Origin of the sequence: Kineococcus sp. R86509 (assembly GCF_042466365.1) — a bacterium.
Lineage (GTDB): Bacteria > Actinomycetota > Actinomycetes > Actinomycetales > Kineococcaceae > Kineococcus.
The window spans coordinates 1,175,194-1,193,315 of sequence record NZ_JAXHCE010000001.1 but is presented as its reverse complement, the minus strand read 5'-3'; the positions used below and the strand labels follow the sequence as shown (position 1 = coordinate 1,193,315).

Below are 18,122 nucleotides of genomic sequence, written 5' to 3'. Positions count from 1 at the left end.
GCCGGGACACGGGTTCACCTCGCTAGGGTGTGCACATGCACAGCACCGGAAACGCGGCCGAAACGGCGGCCGTGCGCTCGGTCCTGCTGGAACTGCTCGGCGACGTCGACGCGCTGGCCGAACGCTTCGTCACCCAGCTGATGGAGGTCGTGCCCTACGCCGACGGCGCCGTCGAGCGTGCCCGGCTCCTCGACGACGGGGTCAACACCTACGAACGGGTGCTGCGCCGGCTCGTGGACCTGCCCGTCCCGGACCGCCTGGTGGAGCTCTCCCGCGCGGTGGGCCGGCACCGGGCGCAGATCGACGTCCCGCTCTCGGCCGTCACCACCGGGACGCGGTTGCACTTCCGGGTCGTGTGGGAGGAACTCGCCGACCGGTTGACGTCCGAGGCGCTGGTCGCCGCGGTCACGTTGCCGGTGCAGTTGTGGCAGGCCGTCGAGGAGCACTCCAACGACGTCCAGATCGGCTACCACGAGGCGGCGACCGCCCTGGCCTACGAACGCGACCGGGACCGCCGACGCATCGTCGAGGCCTTCCTGGACTCCGACGGTGAGGACGGGGACCTGCTGGCCCGGGCGGCCGCGGTGCTGGGCGCCGGGGTCGGTGACGACGTCTTCTGCGCGTTCGTGCCCTCCCGCACGGCCGTGGCCGGGCTCGTCGGGAACTCCGCCGGTGTGCGACTGCACGAGTGGCGCGGCGGGACCGTCGTCCTGGCGACGCGGCCCCGGGGGACCTGGCCCGCCGACGAGGTCGCGGCGGGACGGGCCGCCGTCCCCGCGGTGCTGCGTTCGGTGCCCTGCGGGGTCGGTCCGCTGGCGCGTGGACTGGCTCGCCTGCCGCGGGCGGTCCGGGTGGCCCAGCAGGTCGCGGGGGCGCTGCCGGCGGGGGCGACCGGACCGGTGCGCCCTGCGGACAACGCGCTGGCCGTCGCGGCCCGCGCGCTGGGGGCGATCCGCGACGACCTGGCCGACGACGTGCTGCACGACCTGCTCGCCCTCACCCCACCCGAGCGCGACCGGCTGCTGGAGACCCTCGACACCTTCACCGCGACGGGTTCCGTCGCGGTGACGGCGGAGCGGACGTTCTGCCACCGCAACACCGTGCTGAACCGGCTCCGGCGCATCACCGAGTGCACGGGACTCGACGTGACCGTGCCCGACCAGGCGGTCGTCCTGCTGCTCGCCCTCACCGCCTGGCGGCAGCGCACGGGTGGCTGACCCGCGCGCCGGGCCGGGCGGTTCGTCGGGGGAGGGTCACGCCATCGAGGACAACCGGTCGGTGAGGAACGTGCCGATCCGCCCGATGGCGCTCTCCAGGTCCTCGACCCGGGGGAGGGTGACGATCCGGAAGTGGTCGGGTTTCGGCCAGTTGAACCCGGTACCCTGCACGACGAGGACGTGCTGGGACTCCAGCAGGTCCACGATGAGCTGGTAGTCGTCCTTCACCTCGTGGACCTCCGGGTCGAGGCGGGGGAAGCAGTAGAGCGCGCCGCGGGGTTTCACGCAGCTCACCCCGGGGATCTCGTTGAGGAGTTCCCACGTGCGGTGCGCCTGCTCGGCGAGGCGACCACCGGGCAGGACGAGGTCGTTGATCGACTGGTGCCCGGACAGCGCGGCCTGCACGACGTACTGCGCGGGGACGTTGGCGCACAGGCGCATGTTGGCCAGCAGGTCGAGTCCCTCGATGAAACCCCGTGCGTGCCGCTTGGGTCCCGACAGGTACATCCAGCCGGACCGGAAACCCGCGACCCGGTACGCCTTGGACAACCCGTTGAACGTGATGCACAGCAGGTCGGGGGCGAGCGAGGCCGTCGAGACGTGCACGGCGTCGTCGTAGAGGATCTTGTCGTAGATCTCGTCGGAGAGGACGAGCAGACCGAACTCGCGGGCCACCTGCAGCATCCCCTCGAGGACGGGTCGCCCGTACACCGCGCCGGTGGGGTTGTTCGGGTTGATGACGACGAGGGCCTTGGTGTGGGGGGTGACCTGCGCGCGCAGGTGGTCGAGGTCGGGTTCCCAGCCGGCCGACTCGTCGCAGAGGTAGTGCACCGCGCGACCGCCGGCGAGGCTGACCGCCGCCGTCCACAGCGGGTAGTCGGGGGCGGGGACGAGGACCTCGTCGCCGTCGTTGAGCAGCGCCTGCATCACCATGACGATGAGTTCGCTGACCCCGTTGCCCATGTAGACGTCACCGACGCCGACGTTCGGGACGCCCTTGAGCTGGCTGGACTGGACGACCGCGCGGCGGGCCGAGGGGATGCCCTTGCTGTCGCTGTAGCCCTGCGCGACGGGCAGGTTGGCGATCATGTCCTGGAGCAGTTCGTCGGGAGCCTCGAACCCGAACGGGGCCGGGTTGCCGATGTTCAGCTTGAGGATCCGGTGTCCGGCGTCCTCGAGCTGCTGCGCGCGGCTGAGGGCCGGCCCGCGCACGTCGTAGAGGACGTTCGCGAGTTTGTCGGACTGCTCGAAGTTCATCGTCGCGCCTGTTCTGGGTTCCGTGGACGGGTCGTTCATCGGCTCGTGACAGCTTGTCACGATCGGGTCCGCGAGCGGACGGCGAGGGCGGCGGACCCGATGACGAGGAGTCCGCCCACGGCCGTCGTCGCGGTCAGGGGTTCCCCGAGCAGCAGAGCCGCCCAGGTGATGGTCAGGACGGGTTGCACCAGTTGCACCTGGCTGACCCGGGTCATCGGGCCGATGCCCAGACCGCGGTACCAGGCGAAGAACCCGAGGAACATGCTCACCACGGCGAGGTAGCCGAAGGCGGCCCACTGCCCGGCCGTGGCGGCCGGGGGAGTGCTCACCGCGGAGACGAGGGTCAGCGCGAGCATCGCCGGTGAGGCCAGCACGAGGGCCCAGGAGATCGTCTGCCACGACCCGAGTTCCCGCGCCAGCAGCCCGCCCTCGGCGTAGCCGATCGCCGCGGCCGCGACGGCCCCCAGGAGGAGCAGGTCGGCGTGGTGCAACCCGCCTGCCCCAGCCCCCTGCACGGCCGCGAAGGCGACGGCGGCGCCCGCTCCGATCGCCGCGGTGACCCAGAAGGTCGTCGGCGGTCGCTCGCCGGTGCGCAGGACGGCCGTCACCGCGGTCGCGGCCGGCAGCACGGCGATGACCACGGCACCGTGGACGGCGGGGGTGCTCGTCAGGGCGAAGGAGGTGAGCAACGGGAACCCGGCCACCACCCCGCCCGCGACGACCGCGAGGCGCAGCCACTGCCGGGAGGTCGGGCGCGCGGCCCGGGTCACCCGCAGGGCCAGGGCGGCGAGCACCGCCGCCACGACGGCGCGCCCGGAACCGATGAACAACGGGGCCAGCCCGCCCACCGCGATGCGGGTGAGGGGGACGGTGAAGGAGAAGGCGAGCACGCCGAGGCCGCCCCAGAGCAGTCCACCGGCGGCCGGCGCAGGCGGTAACACCTGGCGCGAAACCTCGATAGCGTTACTCTGTCTGCTCATGGTCGACGATAGCACCGTCACGGTGGCCGACAGCCTGCGCGCGTGGGTGGCGACGGCCTCACCCGGATCGCGGCTGCCGTCGAACCGTGAGCTCGTCGCACGGTTCGGGGTGAGCCCCGTGACCGTCCAGAAGGCGTTCCGGCGGTTGACCACCGCCGGCCTCATCGAGACCCGGCCGGGGGTCGGCACCTTCGTCCGGGCCCGACCCGCCGTGCGGCCGGCGGACTACGGCTGGCAGACGGCGGCCCTGCGGGCTCCGCACACCCGACCGCCGGCCGTGTCGGCGCCGATGCGCTCGGCCGACCCGGACGCCATCGCCCTGCACTCCGGGTACCCGGCCCGCGACCTGCTGCCGGAACGGCTGTTGCGCAACGCCTTCGCCCGGGTGGGCCGGAGCGAGTCGGGGTGGACGCGGTCGTCGGTGGCGGGTGACCCCGACCTGCGGTCCTGGTTCGCCGGTGAGCTCGCGGCGGTCACCCCGGCCGGGACCACCCCGCCCGCGGCGCGCGACGTCGTCGTCCTGCCGGGAACCCAGAGCGGGCTCAGCTCGGTGTTCCGGGCGCTCGTGGGTTCCGGGCACCCGGTGCTGGTGGAGTCCCCGACCTACTGGGGTGCCCTGCTGGCCGCGGCCCAGGCGGGGGTGGACGTCGTCCCGGTCCGGGGTGGCCCCGACGGGCCGGACCCGGCCGACCTGGCCCGCGCCTTCACCGAGACCGGTGCTCGCGCGTTCTACGCCCAGCCCACGTTCGCGAACCCCACCGGAGCGCGGTGGAGCGCGGAACGGGCCGACCAGGTCCTCGACGTGGTGCGCGCCCACGACGCCTTCCTCGTCGAGGACGACTGGGCGCACGACTTCACCGTCGAGGGTGAGGTGTCGCCGGTCGCCGCCCGGGACGACGCGGGTCACGTCGTCTACCTGCGGTCGCTGACCAAGAGCGTGTCGCCGGCCGTGCGGGTGGGAGCGCTGGTGGCCCGCGGACCGGCCCGCGAACGCATCCTCACCGACCGCCTCGCCGAGTCGGTCTACGTCAGCGCCGTCCTGCAGGCCGTGGCCCTGGAGGTCGTGACGGCTCCCGGCTGGCGCACCCACCTGCGGACGATGCGGGGGAACCTGCGGGCTCGTCGGGACCTGATGGTCGAGGAACTGCAGCGCCGGGTCCCCTCGGCGCACCTGGCGCTGGTCCCCGCCGGTGGCCTCAACCTGTGGGCCCGCCTGCCCGAGGGCACCGACGTCCAGCGCCTGGTGCGCGAGTGCGAAGCGGAGGGCGTGGTGGTCGCGGCGGGCGACGAGTGGTTCCCCGCCGAACCGTCGGGCCCGTTCGTGCGGGTGAACTACTCCGGACCGGAACCGGAGCGGTTCGGCGAGGGTCTCGCGATCCTCGGGCGGGTGCTGGCCCGGCAGGAGGGGTGAGGATCGTCCTTGCCCTCCCCGCGTGATCAGGAGAGGGTGGCCGGGTGCGACGCCTCACCTACCACGTCGGGACGACCCTCGACGGGTTCATCGCCGGGCCCGCGGGTGAGTTCGACTTCTTCCCGGTCAGCGCGGACCACCTCGCGCAGATGGTCGCCGAGCACCCCGAGGTCCTGCCGAGCGCGGCGCGGCGGGCGATGGGGGTCGACGAGCTGCCCAACCTCCGCTTCGACACCGTCGTGATGGGCTGGGACACCTACCGTCCCGCACTGGAGGCGGGCATCGGCAGTCCCTACGCCCACCTGCGCCAGGTCGTCGCGTCCAGGACGCGCAGCCCGCAGGACCCGGCGGTGGAGGGCACCGCGGACGCGCTCGCGACCGTCCGGAGCCTGAAGGCCGAGGACGGTCTCGGGATCTGGCTGGCCGGTGGTGGACGACTCGCCGGTGCCCTGGTCGAGGAGGTCGATGACCTGGTGCTCAAGGTGTACCCCGTGGTCGCCGGTGACGGGATCCGGGTCTTCTCCGGCGGGTTCTCCGTCCGGGCCTTCGACGCGACCGGCTCGCGCACGTTCGACAGCGGGGCGGTGGTCCTGTCCTACGCCAGGCAGCGCTGACCGCGGCCGGCCTCGGTGCCGGGGTGTTCCTCGTCGTCGAGGCCGCCCATCGGATCGCCTCGCGGCGGGGGTTCCCGGCGGGCGGGGGAGGAGGCGCGCCCGACGTCGTCCTCGTCCTCGGCTGCCCCTCCCGTCGTGACGGCTCGCTGCACCCCCTGCAGCGCTGGCGTACCGAGATCGCGGTCCGGACCGCACCCGCCGCGCGTCTGGTGTTCTCCGGTTTCGCGGGGGACCACGGTCGCAGCGAGGCCGCGGTGATGGCCGAGCACGCCCGGGACGACCTCGCCGTCCCGCCCGACCGGATCGTGCTCGAGACCGCCGCCCGCACCACCTGGGAGAACGTCGAGCTCACCCTGGGGGAGCTGCAGCGGGGTGGACGGGTGGCCATCGCCTCCTCCCCGCTGCACGCGTTGCGGGCCCGCCGCTACCTCCTGCAGCAGCGGCCGGACCTGGCGCTGCGGCTGGTGCCCGCGGCGGACTACCGCTTCGGTGAACGGTGGCGATGGAAGGCGCTGACCCTCCTCTACGACGTTCTGCGCTCGGTGTCGTTCCGGCTTCCTGACACGATCACTCGTGGCGAGACATCCGATGTCCCAGGAAGGGAACCGCGCAATTCTGTCCCTTGACAGTCACGATCACCAGGTAGAGGCTTCAGACATCCGAGGTCTAGCTCGGGGCTTCGCGCGGTCTTCGCCGCGGTGACACCGACGTCATGGAGTCTTCTCATGTCCGCTCCGCACTTCCCCCTCTCTCGTCGATCGCTGCTGTCCGCCGCAGGCGGGGTGGGCGCCCTCGCCGCCCTGTCGGCCTGCGGTGGTGGGTCGCAGGGTTCCTCCGGTTCCGGGGGTGACGCCCTCAGCTGGTTCATGTGGTCCGGCTCGACCCAGGAGGTCGACGCCTGGAAGCACGTCGCCGGTCTCGTCACCGAGGCCGACCCGTCGACGAAGGTGGAGTTCCAGACCGCGGCCTGGAACGACTACTGGACGAAACTCACCTCGCAGGCCGCCAGCGGGGCATCGGCCGACCTGCTGGGCATGCAGTCCCTGCGCGCACCGCAGTTCGCCCAGCTGCTCGTCCCGCTCGACGACCAGCTCGAGACCCTGGGAATCGCCGACGACACGTTCGAGTCGAGCATCTTCGACGGGCTCAAGGTGGACGGCAAGCTCGTCGCCCTGCCCTACGACTTCGGACCCTACGTGGTCTTCTACAACAAGACCGCGTTCCAGGCCGCCGGGCTCCCGCTGCCGGCGGAGGGCTGGACCACCGACGACTTCACGACCGCCGCCAAGGCGCTGACCACGGACGGCAAGTACGGCTACTTCGCCAGCACGAGCATCGACGCGGTCATCCCGTTCGTCCTCAGCGAGTCCGGGAAGGCGGCCGTCGACGACGCCGGCGAGCTCGACGTCGACAACGACGCCTGGCGCACGACGTTGGGGTGGTACCGCGACCTCATCGTGAAGGAGAAGGTCGCCGCCCCGCTGCCGGCGGGGAACTCGTCGGCCGCCGCCACCAACCAGTTCCTGGCCGGGAACGCGATGATGAACATCGACGGCCCTTGGAGCCTCATCAACGCCAAGGCGACCGCGAAGTTCGAGGTCGGGATCGCCCCCATCCCCGCCGGAGCCAGGGGATCGAAGACGCAGACGGCCGGTTCGGGCTTCGGGGTCTCGACCGCAGCCAAGGACCCGAAGAAGGCGGCCAAGGCCGTCTCGATCCTCACGGGGACCGACGCCGAGTCCTACCTCGGGCAGCAGGGGCGGGCGTTCCCGGCCCGGACTGCGCAGCAGCAGGCCTGGTACGACGGCAACGACGTCGGTGACGCCAAGGCCGTCATGGACTACTCCATCGAGAACTCCGTCCCCTACAAGACGACCGCGACCTGGACCCAGGTGAACGACACCTACAGCCGCTACGCGGTCTCGGCGTTCAACGGGGACAGCACGGTCGACGATCTCCTCACCCGGGTCCAGGCCCAGAGCAAGGCCAAGTAGGAGGCGAACGTGACGGTTCCAGCAGTCATCGTCCCCGGCGAGGAGACGCACGGTCGGCCGAGACCACCCGGGGGGCTGAGGAAGGGGGACGGCCGGGCGGCCCTGGGGTTCCTCGCCCCAGGGGCGTTGGGGTTCCTCGCCTTCACCCTCTTCCCGGTCGTGGCCTCGCTGGCCATGAGCTTCTTCGACTGGCCGGTCCTGGGGTCACCGTCGTTCGCCGGGTTCGGGAACTACGTCGAACTCTTCACCACCGACGACACGTTCCGGACGGCGATCCTCAACACGCTGCTCTTCGTCGTGCTCTACGTCCCGGTCAACATCGTGGTCTCGATGAGCCTCGCGGTGTGGATCTCCCCCCGGATCGCCGGCCGGCGGTTCTACCGCGTCCTGTTCTTCATCCCGGCCGTGACGCCCATGGTGGGCAACGCCGTCGTCTTCGGTCTGCTGCTCACCCCCAACGGGCTGATCGACTCGACCATGAAGAGCCTGTTCGGCGTCGGTGCCCCGAACTTCCTGGGGTCCTCGTCCTGGGCGATGCCCGCGGTCGTCATGATGTCGGTCTGGCAGGGGTTCGGGTACAACCTGCTGGTGTTCTCCGCGGCCCTCGACGCGGTGCCGAGCCACCTCGTCGAGGCGGCCGAGATCGACGGGGCCGGAGCGGTGCGCCGCTTCTTCAGCGTGGTCCTCCCGCTGCTGTCGCCGAGCATCTTCTTCGCCACGGTCCTCACGCTCATCTCCAGCTTCCAGGTGTTCACCCAGTCCTACGTCCTCACCGGCGGCGGCCCGGGCAACAGCACGACGACGTTGGTGATGTACCTCTACCAGAGCGGGTTCCAGTTCTTCCGCCTCGGATTCGCGTCCGCGATCGCGTGGGTCCTCTTCGTCTTCATCATGATCGTGACCGCGATCCAGTTCATCGGGCAGAAGAAGTGGGTCCACTATGACCAGTGACACCTCGACCTCGCGCCCGTCGGTGGTCCGGACGCGCTCGCCGCGTCCGCTGAACTCCCGGCCGCGCCACCGGGGTCGTCGCATCGTCTCGCAGGTCCTGCTGACCCTGGTCGGTCTGCTGTTCCTCATGCCTCTGGTCTGGATGGTCGCGAGTTCGCTGAAGTCCGGGGGAGAGGTCTTCTCCACCCCGCCGAAGCTGCTGGGTGACCACCTGCTCTTCGGGAACTACTCCGAAGCCGCGAACTACCTGCCGTTCGGCCGGTTCATGCTCAACACCCTGTTCGTCGCGATCGCCGGAACGCTCATCACGCTGGTGACCTCGGCGATGTCGGCCTACGCCTTCGCCCGGCTCCGGTTCCGCTTCCGCGAGCAGGTCTTCCTGCTCTACCTCGGGACGCTCATGGTGCCGCAGGAGGTCGTCGTCGTTCCGATGTTCCTGATCATGAAGGAACTCGGCTGGGTGAACTCGTTCCAGGCGCTCATCCTGCCCTGGGCCTTCACCGCCTTCGGTACCTTCCTCCTGCGCCAGTTCTTCCTCACCATCCCCCTCGAGCTCGAGGAGGCGGCGAAGATCGACGGGGCGGGTCACTGGCGCATCCTGACCGCGGTCATCGTCCCCATCGCGGCACCGGCCTTCGCGGTGCTCGCGGTGTTCACCTTCATCGGCTACTGGAACAGCTTCCTCTGGCCCCTCATCATCACCAACGACACGTCCACGACGACGGTCCCCCTGGGCCTCAACCTCTTCCTCGGCCAGAACGGGCAGGAGTGGCAGCTGCTGATGGCGGCTGCGACGATCTCCATGGCGCCGACGGTGCTGCTCGTCCTCGTCCTGCAGAAGTACCTCGTACGCGGTATCGCGTTGTCCGGCCTCGGCGGCCGCTGAACCACCAACGCACTAGGAGAACCATGAAGATCATGCGCATCGGAGCACCGGGTTCGGAACGGCCCGTGGCCCTGCTCGGGGACGGCCGCCACGTGGACCTCTCCGAGGTGCTCGACCCGCGCACGGCGTGGACCGAGCATGACCTCGACCGGGCCCGCGCGGCCCTCGCGGACGCCGCCCCGACCGACGTCGCGGGGGAGCGGGTGGGCAGCCCGATCCCCCGACCGGGCGCCGTCGTCTGCATCGGGCTGAACTACCGCGACCACGCGGCCGAGACCGGTGCGCAGGTGCCCGGAGAACCCGTCGTCTTCCTCAAGGTCCCCTCGACCGTGATCGGCCCCTTCGACGAGGTCCTCGTCCCGCGGGGCAGCGTGAAGACCGACTACGAGGTGGAACTCGGGGTCGTCCTCGGCCGCCGGGTCCGCTATCTGGACTCCGCCGAGGAGGGGCTGGCCGCCGTCGCGGGCTACGTCGTGTCGCACGACGTCTCGGAACGGGAGTTCCAGCTCGAACGGGGCGGTACCTGGGACAAGGGGAAGAACTGCGAGACGTTCAACCCGCTCGGTCCGTGGTTCGTCACGGCCGACGAGGTGCCCGACCCGACGTCACTGGGCCTGCGGTGCTGGGTCGACGGTGAACTCCGCCAGGACGGCACGACGAAGGACCTGGTGTTCGGGATCGGTGAGCTCGTCCGCTACCTCAGCCGGTTCATGGTGCTCGAGGCGGGCGACGTCATCAACACCGGGACCCCGGCCGGGGTGGCCCTCGGGCGCCCGGACCCCAAGCCGTACCTGCGGGCCGGGCAGGTCGTGGAGTGCGAGATCGACGGCCTCGGCCGCATGCGGCAGACGGTGGGGGCGGCCTGATGGCCCGGTTCACGACGTTCACGACGCACGACGTCCGGTTCCCGACCTCGCGCGACCTCGACGGCTCCGACGCCATGAACCCCGACCCGGACTACTCCGCCGCCTACCTCGTCGTCGGCACCGACGACGCCGACGGGTTGCAGGGGCACGGTTTCGCGTTCACCATCGGCCGCGGCAACGACGTGCAGGTCGCGGCCATCGACGCCCTCGCCGGCCACCTCCTCGGCCGTGACGTCGACGCGGTGCTCGACGACATGGGCGCCACCTGGAAGTCCTTCGTCGACGACTCGCAGCTGCGCTGGCTGGGACCCGAGAAGGGCGTCATGCACATGGCGATCTCGGCGGTCGTCAACGCGCTCTGGGACCTGCGGGCCAAACGGGCCGGTCTGCCGTTGTGGGACCTGCTGGGGCGCATGTCCCCGGAGGAGCTCGTCGCGCTCGTCGACTTCCGCTACCTGACCGACGCGCTGACCCGCGACGACGCGCTGCAGATCCTGCGCGCCGCGGAACCGGGGCGGGCCGCCCGCCGGGAGGAGCTGCTGAGCCGTGGTTTCCCCGCCTACACGACGACGCCCGGCTGGCTCGGCTACTCCGACGAGAAGCTCGTGCGGCTCGCCCACGAGGCCGTCGCGGAGGGTTTCACCCAGATCAAGCTGAAGGTCGGCGCGAACGTCGAGGACGACGTGCGGAGGATGCGCATCGCGCGGGAGGCCGTCGGACCGGACGTGCGGATCGCCGTCGACGCCAACCAGCGCTGGGACGTCGGCCCCGCGATCGAGTGGATCGGAGCGCTCGCGCCGTTCGACCCGTGGTGGGTGGAGGAACCGACGAGCCCCGACGACGTCCTCGGCCACGCCGCGATCCGCCGGGCCGTGAGCCCCGTGAAGATCGCCACGGGTGAGCACGTGCAGAACCGGATCGTGTTCAAGCAGCTCCTCCAGGCCGGTTCCCTCGACGTGCTGCAGATCGACGCGGCCCGGGTCGCGGGGGTCAACGAGAACGTGGCGATCCTGCTGCTCGCCGCGAAGTTCGGCGTCCCGGTCTGCCCGCACGCGGGCGGCGTGGGGTTGTGCGAACTCGTGCAGCACCTGTCGATGTTCGACTTCGTCGCCGTCGCGGGCACCACGCAGGACCGGGTGATCGAGTACGTCGACCACCTGCACGAGCACTTCGTCGACCCCGTCGACGTCTCCGGCGGGTGCTACCACGCGCCGCGGAACCCGGGTTTCAGCGCAGAGATCCACCCGGGGACCCTGCAGCACTTCGCCTTCCCGGACGGCGCCGAGTGGCGCCCCGTCGCGACGGAGGTGCCGGCGTGAGCGGGATGGACGGGCTGCGGGTGCTGGTGACCGGGGGCGCCTCGGGGATCGGCGCGGCCACGGCGGCACGCTTCGAGGAGGAGGGGGCGCGGGTCGTCGTGCTCGACCGGGAACGCGCGGAGGGGTTCACCTCGGTGGTGGCCGACCTCTCCGACGACGCCTCCGTCCGAGCGGCGGTCGCGGAGGCCGTCGAGACCCTCGGCGGGCTCGACGTCCTGGTCAACAACGCGGGGATCGGAGCGACCGGGAGCGTCGCCGACAACGACGACGAGGAGTGGCACCGCGTGTTCGACGTCAACGTGCTGGGCATCGTGCGCACCACCCGGGCCGCGCTGCCGGTCCTGCGCGCCTCCGAGCACGCGGCCGTGGTGAACACGTGCTCCATCGCGGCGTGGACGGGACTGCCGCAGCGCGCCGTCTACTCCGCCACCAAGGGCGCCGTGCAGGCGCTCACCCTCGCGATGGCCGCCGACCACCTGGCCGACGGGATCCGGGTCAACTGCGTGAACCCGGGGACGGCGGACACGCCGTGGGTGCAGCGCCTGCTCGACGCCAGCGCCGACCCGGCCGCCGAACGGGCTGCGCTGCAGGCCCGGCAGCCCACCGGACGCCTGGTGAGCGCGCAGGAGGTCGCGCACGCGATCGTCCACCTCGCCGACCCGCGGTCCTCGGCCACCACCGGCGTCGCGCTGGCGGTGGACGGTGGCCTGCACACGCTCCGTCTCCCCGCCCGGAGCGTGTGACGTGCTGGACCTCGGGCGCTGGGGATTGGGCGCGGCCGCCCTCGGGAACCTCTACACGGCCGTGGACGACGCCACCGCCCGCGCGACCGTCGACGCCTGCTGGGACGCCGGGATCCGCTACGTCGACACCGCACCGCACTACGGGCTCGGGCTGTCGGAGCAGCGGGTGGGTGCCGCGTTGCGCGAGCGGCCCCGCGGTGAGTTCGTGCTGGAGACCAAGGTGGGCCGGCTGCTGAGACCGGTGCCCGCCCAGGGACGCGACGACGAGGGCGGGTTCGACGTCCCCGCGGCCTTCGAGCGGGTCTGGGACTTCTCCGCGGCGGGGGTGCGGAGGTCGGTGGAGGAGAGCCTGGCACGTCTCGGGCTGGACCGCATCGACGTCGCCCTCGTGCACGACCCCGACGATCACGTCCAGGAAGCCCGGGCCGGGGCGTTCCCGGAACTCCTGCGGATGCGCGAGGAGGGACTGATCGCCGCCGTCGGCGTCGGGATGAACCAGACGGAACTCCCGACCCGCTTCGTCGAGGAGTTCGACCTCGACGTCGTCCTCGTCGCCGGGCGCTACCACCTGCTCGACGCGAGCGCGCTGACGGAGCTGTTGCCGACCGCGGTGCGCCGGGGGACGGCCGTCGTCCTCGGCGGGGTGTTCGCCTCCGGGATCCTGGCCCACGACGATCCGCCGGCCGAGGCCACCTACGCCTACGCACCGGCGCCGGCGGAACTGCTGGAGCGGGCGCGGCGGATCGCGGTGGTCGCCCGCGAGCACGGGACGACGTTGCCGGCGGTGGCGGTGCAGGCCGCTTCCGCGCACCCGGGTGTCGCCTCGCTCGTGCTGGGGATGCGGTCCCCGGCGGAGGTCGCCCGCAACGCGGCGCTCTTCGACACTCCGGTGCCCCCGGAGGCCTGGGAGGCGTTGCAGCGCGAACACCTGCTGCCCGCGGGGATGCCGGTGCCGACGGAGGCCGGCGCATGACCTCGGTGATCGACGCCCACCACCACCTCTGGAACCCCGCGGTCCGCGCGTACCCGTGGATGGTGGACGAACTGGCGAAACCCTTCACCCTCGAGGACCTGCGGCAGGTGACGGCGTCGGTCGGGGTGGACCGCACCCTGCTCGTCCAGACCGTCTCCGACCTCGCCGAGACGCGGGAGTTCCTCGCGACCGCGGCTGCGTCGAAGGGGCTCATCGCCGGAGTCGTCGGCTGGGTGGAACCCACCGGCGACGTCGCGGGGCAGATCGCGGAACTCCGGGACGGGCCGGGGGGCGACCTCCTCGTCGGGGTCCGCCACCAGGTCGAGGACGAGGCCGACCCGGACTGGTTCGCCCGTCCCGGGGTGGTGGACGGTGCGCGGTCGGCCGCCGGCGCGGGGTTGGTGACCGACCTGCTCGTGCGCTTCGACCAGCTCCCGTCCGCGACGAGGCTCGTGGACGCGGTGCCCGACGGTCGTTTCGTCCTCGACCACGGGGCCAAACCCCCGATGGGTACCGAGGACTACGGCGTGTGGGAGACCGGGGTCCGGGAACTCGCCCGCCGCCCGCAGGTCGTCGGCAAGCTCTCCGGGCTCTTCACCCTGGACCACCAGGAACTCCTCCCCGTCGCCGTCGCCCACCTGATCGACGTCTTCGGCCCGGACCGGCTGGTCTTCGGGACCGACTGGCCGGTCAGCACCCTCGCCCAGGAGTACGCCGACGTCGTGGCCCGCACCCGGGAACTCCTGAGCGGGTTCTCGACCTCCGAACGCGACGCCGTCCTGGCCGGGAACGCCGTCTCCACCTACCAGCTGCAACCCCTCTGAGAGGAACCGCACCGTGGCCATGTTCACCGACGCCCCGCAGCGTCCCGAGCTGTACCGGAAGTTCGAACGCGAGGTCCCGCAGTGGTACCGGGACGTCAAGTTCGGGATCTTCGTCCACTGGGGTGCCTACTCGGTGCCGGCCTGGGCCGAACCCATCGGCGAGCTCGGCACGATCGACCCCCACGAGTGGATGAAGCACAACCCCTACGCCGAGTGGTACGCGAACACCATCCGCCTCGACGGCTCTCCCGCCCAGCAGCACCACGCGGAGGTGCACGGCGGGAAGCCCTACGACGAGTTCCTCGACGAGTGGTCCGCGTCGGAGTTCGACCCGGTCGACCTGGTGGCGCTCTTCCGGCGCGCGGGTGCGGGGTACCTCGTCCCGACCACCAAGCACCACGACGGCATCACGTTGTGGGACGCCCCGGGCACGGGAACCCGCAACACCGTGGCCCGCGGCCCGCGGCGGGACATCGTCGCCGAGTTCGCGGCGGCCGCCCGCGCCGCCGGGATGAAGTTCGGCACCTACTACTCCGGCGGCCTCGACTGGCACTTCACCGACCTGGCCCCGCACGACGGCGACCCGCTGCTGGAGAACCGCCCCGTGGACGCGGCGTACAACTCCTACGCCTTCGCCCACGTCGCCGACCTCATCGCGAAGTACGCCCCGGACGTCCTCTGGGGTGACATCGAGTGGCCCGACGCAGGCAAGCCCGACGGCCCGGAGAGCTTCGCCCGCATCCTCGAGCGGTACTACGCCGCCGTGCCCGAGGGTGTGGTCAACGACCGCTGGGGACTGACGCACTGGGACTTCCGGACGAGTGAGTACCAGGCCGGTCGCGACGCCGAGTCGCAGGGCGTGTGGGAGAACTGCCGCGGGATCGGGTACTCGTTCGGCTACAACCAGGTCGAGGACGCCTCGCACTACCTGGACGGGCCGGGCGCGGTGCGCCACCTGCTGGACGTCGTCTCCCGCGGCGGGAACTTCCTGCTCAACGTCGGCCCCGACGAGGCGGGCCGCATCCCGGAACTGCAGCGGCGCTGCCTCGAACAGGTCGGGGACTGGATGGAGCTGAACTCCACCGCGGTGCACGGGACGACGACGTGGGTGGAGGGTTCCGCCTCGGAGGAGCCGTGGGTCCGCTTCACCCGCAGCGGTGACGTCGTGCACGCCGTCGTCGACGCGACCGGCCCGGTGACCCTCGACGTCCCCGCCGGGTCGCTCTCGCCCGCTTCGGCCCGGCTGCCCGACGGCACTCCGGTGCCGGCGCGGGAGGAGGACGGCCGGGTCGTGCTCGAGGTCCCCGCCGCGACGGTGCCCGGTCCGGTCGTGGTGGACCTCGACCTGGCGTGACGGTCAGTCGGGCGGGAGAGGTCCCGCGCCACCGTGGTCGGCACTGACCGACCGCAACCACTGCTCGACGCCCGCGACGTGGACCTCGGCCCAGGCCCGGGCCACGTCGTGCCGGCGCGTGGCCATCGCCTGCTGGATGGCGCGGTGCTCGTCGAGGGTCCGGGTCGTGGCGGACTCCTGGGTCAGCCCGCGCCACACGCGGGCCCGGTGCAGCGGGCCGGAGAAGCTCTCGATGAGAGAGGCGAGGACGGAGTTCCCGGACCCCAGAGCGATCCGCCGGTGGAACTCCTGGTCGTTGGCGACCAGGTCCTCCACGGTGGGGTCGGGACCCAGTTCGTCGAGCAGGTCGGCGAGTGCGGTGATCTCGGCGTCGTCCATGCGGGTCGTCGCCATCGACGTCGCGGCGGGTTCGAGCAGTCGGCGGACCTCGAGGAACTCCAGCAGCGAGTCGTCGCGCTGGACGTCCACGACGAACGTCACGGCGTCCAGCATCACCCCGGGTTCGAGGCTGGAGACGTAGGTGCCGTCCCCCTGCCGGACGTCGAGGACGTTGATGAGGGCCAGCGCCCGGACGGCTTCGCGCAGCGAGTTGCGGGACAGCCCGAGGGCGGCGCTGAGTTCCGCCTCGCGAGGCAGCCGGTCACCCGGCCGGAGTTCCCCGCCGAGGATCATCTGCTTGATCTGCTCGATGGCCTCGTCGGTGAGCGCCACGTCAGCCGTTCCCGCCCTGCTGGTCCCGGAAGCTCCACACGAACGGCAGGCCGTCGTCCCCGCCGGAGTAGTCGTCGGCCGCCGACTGCAGGGGGGTCACCCGCGCCTGCCAGGCCAGGTTCGCGGGGTGGTCCCGGAGGTGTTCGCGCATCACCTGGTAGTCCTCGACGTCGAGCCAGTGGAAGACGTCGCAGCCGTCGCGCCAGATCCGCCAGTCGCGCACCCCGGCCTCGGCCAGGGCCTGCAGGAGGTCGTCGGGAACCCTGGCGTGCAACCGGTCGTAGTCCTCGACCGCGTCCTCGTGCAGGCGGGTGTGCAACGTCCTCTCCATGCCGCAACGCTACCCGCAGTCCCCCGGGAGCTCAGGGTTGGCGACGTTCGACCCGCCAGGACGCGGCGTCGTCCAGGGGGGCCGGACCGGCGTCGGCCACGAAGACCAACCGGTCGTGCAACCGGGAGGTCCGGCCCTGCCAGAACTCCACCTCCCGGGCCCGCACGAGGTAGCCACCCCAGTGCGGGGGCACCGGCACGTCGTCCGCGGAACCGGTGTCCGGCCAGCGTTCCCGCAGTTCCGCCTCGCGCGCGTGCAGCGCCGCGGCGGAGGGGACGGTCTGCGACTGCTCGCTCGTCCAGGCTCCGATGCGGGAACCGTGGGGACGGCTGACGAAGTAGGCCCCGGTCTCGGCCCGGGGGACCTCCTCGGCCACACCCCGGACGGAGACCTGACGGTGCAGGCCGTGCCAGCCGAAGAGCAGCGCGACCCGGGGGTCGTGGGCGATCCCGTGGGCCTTGCGGGAACGCTGGTTGGTGAAGAACACGAACCCCCGGCCGTCGACGGCCTTGAGCAGCACGGTGCGGGCCGAGACACCGTCGGTGTCCACCGTCGCCACGGTCATCGCGTTGGGTTCGACCACGGCGGCGGCCACGGCGGCGGAGTACCAGTCCTGGAACTGCGCGAGCGGTGTCGCGGCGAGGGTCGACTCGTCGAAGGACGTGGTGCCGTAGTCGACACGACGGGCAGCGGGGTCTTCCACGGGACCACGCTATCCCCGTGGCTCAGCCGTCCGTCAGCCGCCAGGTGGTTCCCGCGGGGAGCTCACGCTCCGCGCCGTCGGGCGTGACGAGGTGCAGCGGCTCCGGACCGACCGCGCGGGCCCGCGTCCCGTCGCTGACCAGACCGCTGCGTTCGGGGAGACCGATCACGACGCGACCGTGGCGGCGGGACCAGTGCCGGAGTTCCGCCGTGAGCGAGGGTTCGTGGTGCGGCCGCAGGACGGCCCCGGCGACGCGGTCGAACCCGTGGGTGTCGGTGACGCCGGCGTGGTTCGGGTCCAGTCCCTCCGCGATCGCGATGTCCGCGCCAAGCAGGACGGCTCCCGGGCTCCCGCCGTGGACCAGCCCGCCGCCGTCGAGGAACGTCCGCAACGGTTGCCAGAGGCCGCGCTGCCGGATCTCCCGAGCCAGGTCGAAGGTGTTGCCGCCCGGGACGGCCACCACGTCCACCCCGGTCAGGTCGCCCTCCCCGCCGTCCTCGCCGTCCTCGCCCACGCCCCAGGCCTGCACCGAGAACTCGCCCCGGGCGGCCAGCGCGGCGCGGAACCAGCGGACGCTGCCGTCGCGCTGCGCCCCAGGAGCCATCGCGAACGGCCAGAGGGCGACGCGGCGACCCGGCAGGAACACCTCGTCCCACAGCAGCGCCTCGTCGTGCTCGTCCCCGCCGCCGCCGAGGTGGACCGTCACCCCGTCACCCCGCCGTGCGTCGTGGCAGCGCTCGGTCGCTCGTCCTCGGCGTCGGTCACCGGACCGGGACGGGACGCCCGTTCGGCGGGCAGGGGTGCGTCGTCGACCTCCACCCGTCCAGGGTGCAGCACGGACGACTCGCGCGAGGTCGGGCCCCGGGTGCGGACGGGGGTGGGGCACCGCGAGCCCGCTGACGCGCGGACGACCATCGGCTACCTTGTCGCCGAAGGCTCTGGAAACGTTCGCAGGGCAGCAGGGAGGTCGTGGTGGGTCCAGGTCGTC

At 71.9% G+C, this 18,122-nt stretch carries 19 protein-coding genes; 13 read left to right on the top strand and 6 right to left on the bottom strand.

Annotated features, from left to right (window positions below):
- Window positions 1–35 precede the first annotated feature (35 nt).
- Window positions 36–1,217 (top strand): helix-turn-helix domain-containing protein, encoded by a 1,182-nt coding sequence (locus SJY07_RS05585; RefSeq protein ID WP_328295240.1) that lies wholly within the window; start codon window positions 36–38, stop codon window positions 1,215–1,217.
- A gap of 36 nt (window positions 1,218–1,253) precedes the next feature.
- Here SJY07_RS05585 and SJY07_RS05580 read toward each other — a convergent pair whose 3' ends face one another.
- On the bottom strand, window positions 1,254–2,474 hold the full coding sequence (locus SJY07_RS05580; protein WP_380157587.1) for a pyridoxal phosphate-dependent aminotransferase: 1,221 nt from the start codon (window positions 2,472–2,474) through the stop codon (window positions 1,254–1,256).
- A gap of 56 nt (window positions 2,475–2,530) precedes the next feature.
- Window positions 2,531–3,454: a DMT family transporter gene (locus SJY07_RS05575; RefSeq protein WP_380157585.1), complete on the bottom strand. Its 924-nt coding sequence runs from the start codon at window positions 3,452–3,454 to the stop codon at window positions 2,531–2,533.
- Between SJY07_RS05575 and SJY07_RS05570 the strand changes: the two genes are divergently transcribed.
- The 12 genes from SJY07_RS05570 to SJY07_RS05515 all read left to right on the top strand — a co-directional run bounded on the left by SJY07_RS05570 (window position 3,453) and on the right by SJY07_RS05515 (window position 15,389).
- A complete protein-coding gene (locus SJY07_RS05570) occupies window positions 3,453–4,865 on the top strand; it encodes a PLP-dependent aminotransferase family protein (protein WP_380157583.1) in 1,413 nt (470 codons plus the stop codon). The two genes, SJY07_RS05575 and SJY07_RS05570, sit on opposite strands and share 2 nt — an antisense overlap.
- Window positions 4,866–4,909: 44 nt before the next feature.
- Window positions 4,910–5,479: a dihydrofolate reductase family protein gene (locus SJY07_RS05565; protein WP_380157581.1), complete on the top strand. Its 570-nt coding sequence runs from the start codon at window positions 4,910–4,912 to the stop codon at window positions 5,477–5,479.
- 23 nt (window positions 5,480–5,502) lie between these two features.
- Window positions 5,503–6,105, top strand: a complete 603-nt coding sequence (locus SJY07_RS05560) for a YdcF family protein (RefSeq protein WP_380157579.1) — start codon at window positions 5,503–5,505, stop codon at window positions 6,103–6,105.
- 99 nt (window positions 6,106–6,204) lie between these two features.
- Window positions 6,205–7,473, top strand: coding sequence for an ABC transporter substrate-binding protein (locus SJY07_RS05555; protein ID WP_380157577.1), 1,269 nt, complete (start codon window positions 6,205–6,207; stop codon window positions 7,471–7,473).
- Between the two features lie 9 nt (window positions 7,474–7,482).
- Window positions 7,483–8,424 (top strand): carbohydrate ABC transporter permease, encoded by a 942-nt coding sequence (locus tag SJY07_RS05550; protein ID WP_380157575.1) that lies wholly within the window; start codon window positions 7,483–7,485, stop codon window positions 8,422–8,424.
- A complete protein-coding gene (locus tag SJY07_RS05545; protein ID WP_380157573.1) occupies window positions 8,414–9,310 on the top strand; it encodes a carbohydrate ABC transporter permease in 897 nt (298 codons plus the stop codon). Before SJY07_RS05550 ends, SJY07_RS05545 begins: the two co-directional genes overlap by 11 nt.
- Window positions 9,311–9,333: 23 nt before the next feature.
- Window positions 9,334–10,176, top strand: coding sequence for a fumarylacetoacetate hydrolase family protein (locus SJY07_RS05540; RefSeq protein WP_380157572.1), 843 nt, complete (start codon window positions 9,334–9,336; stop codon window positions 10,174–10,176).
- Window positions 10,176–11,495 carry an L-fuconate dehydratase gene (locus tag SJY07_RS05535; RefSeq protein ID WP_380157570.1) on the top strand — a complete coding sequence of 440 codons (1,320 nt, stop codon included), beginning with the start codon at window positions 10,176–10,178 and terminating at the stop codon, window positions 11,493–11,495. Before SJY07_RS05540 ends, SJY07_RS05535 begins: the two co-directional genes overlap by 1 nt.
- Complete coding sequence (locus tag SJY07_RS05530; RefSeq protein WP_380157568.1) at window positions 11,492–12,238, top strand: SDR family NAD(P)-dependent oxidoreductase; 747 nt, start codon at window positions 11,492–11,494, stop codon at window positions 12,236–12,238. The genes SJY07_RS05535 and SJY07_RS05530 overlap by 4 nt, the downstream gene beginning before the upstream one ends.
- 1 nt (window position 12,239) lies before the next feature.
- Entirely contained in the window at window positions 12,240–13,211 is a 972-nt protein-coding gene (locus SJY07_RS05525; protein WP_380157567.1) for an aldo/keto reductase, read from the top strand.
- Entirely contained in the window at window positions 13,208–14,035 is an 828-nt protein-coding gene (locus tag SJY07_RS05520; RefSeq protein ID WP_380157565.1) for an amidohydrolase family protein, read from the top strand. The genes SJY07_RS05525 and SJY07_RS05520 overlap by 4 nt, the downstream gene beginning before the upstream one ends.
- 13 nt (window positions 14,036–14,048) lie before the next feature.
- Complete coding sequence (locus SJY07_RS05515; protein WP_380157563.1) at window positions 14,049–15,389, top strand: alpha-L-fucosidase; 1,341 nt, start codon at window positions 14,049–14,051, stop codon at window positions 15,387–15,389.
- 3 nt (window positions 15,390–15,392) lie between these two features.
- Here the strand turns inward: SJY07_RS05515 and SJY07_RS05510 are convergent, their stop codons facing one another.
- Genes SJY07_RS05510 through SJY07_RS05495 form a run of 4 tightly spaced genes read right to left on the bottom strand, consistent with a single transcriptional unit; the run spans window position 15,393 to window position 17,840 of the window.
- Complete coding sequence (locus tag SJY07_RS05510) at window positions 15,393–16,100, bottom strand: FadR/GntR family transcriptional regulator (protein ID WP_380157561.1); 708 nt, start codon at window positions 16,098–16,100, stop codon at window positions 15,393–15,395.
- 1 nt (window position 16,101) lies between these two features.
- Window positions 16,102–16,431 (bottom strand): L-rhamnose mutarotase, encoded by a 330-nt coding sequence (locus SJY07_RS05505; protein ID WP_328295251.1) that lies wholly within the window; start codon window positions 16,429–16,431, stop codon window positions 16,102–16,104.
- A gap of 31 nt (window positions 16,432–16,462) precedes the next feature.
- A complete protein-coding gene (gene pdxH / locus SJY07_RS05500; protein WP_380157558.1) occupies window positions 16,463–17,134 on the bottom strand; it encodes a pyridoxamine 5'-phosphate oxidase in 672 nt (223 codons plus the stop codon).
- 22 nt (window positions 17,135–17,156) lie between these two features.
- Entirely contained in the window at window positions 17,157–17,840 is a 684-nt protein-coding gene (locus SJY07_RS05495; protein ID WP_380157556.1) for a Type 1 glutamine amidotransferase-like domain-containing protein, read from the bottom strand.
- Between the last annotated feature and the right edge of the window lie 282 nt (window positions 17,841–18,122).

Coding starts and splice junctions, on each gene's coding strand:
- SJY07_RS05580 (WP_380157587.1), bottom strand. CDS start 2,474: ATGAACTTCGAGCAGTCCGACAAACTCGCGAACGTCCTCTACGACGTG.
- SJY07_RS05545 (WP_380157573.1), top strand. CDS start 8,414: ATGACCAGTGACACCTCGACCTCGCGCCCGTCGGTGGTCCGGACGCGC.
- SJY07_RS05555 (WP_380157577.1), top strand. CDS start 6,205: ATGTCCGCTCCGCACTTCCCCCTCTCTCGTCGATCGCTGCTGTCCGCC.
- SJY07_RS05575 (WP_380157585.1), bottom strand. CDS start 3,454: ATGAGCAGACAGAGTAACGCTATCGAGGTTTCGCGCCAGGTGTTACCG.
- SJY07_RS05585 (WP_328295240.1), top strand. CDS start 36: ATGCACAGCACCGGAAACGCGGCCGAAACGGCGGCCGTGCGCTCGGTC.
- SJY07_RS05540 (WP_380157572.1), top strand. CDS start 9,334: ATGAAGATCATGCGCATCGGAGCACCGGGTTCGGAACGGCCCGTGGCC.
- SJY07_RS05570 (WP_380157583.1), top strand. CDS start 3,453: ATGGTCGACGATAGCACCGTCACGGTGGCCGACAGCCTGCGCGCGTGG.
- SJY07_RS05535 (WP_380157570.1), top strand. CDS start 10,176: ATGGCCCGGTTCACGACGTTCACGACGCACGACGTCCGGTTCCCGACC.
- SJY07_RS05505 (WP_328295251.1), bottom strand. CDS start 16,431: ATGGAGAGGACGTTGCACACCCGCCTGCACGAGGACGCGGTCGAGGAC.
- SJY07_RS05520 (WP_380157565.1), top strand. CDS start 13,208: ATGACCTCGGTGATCGACGCCCACCACCACCTCTGGAACCCCGCGGTC.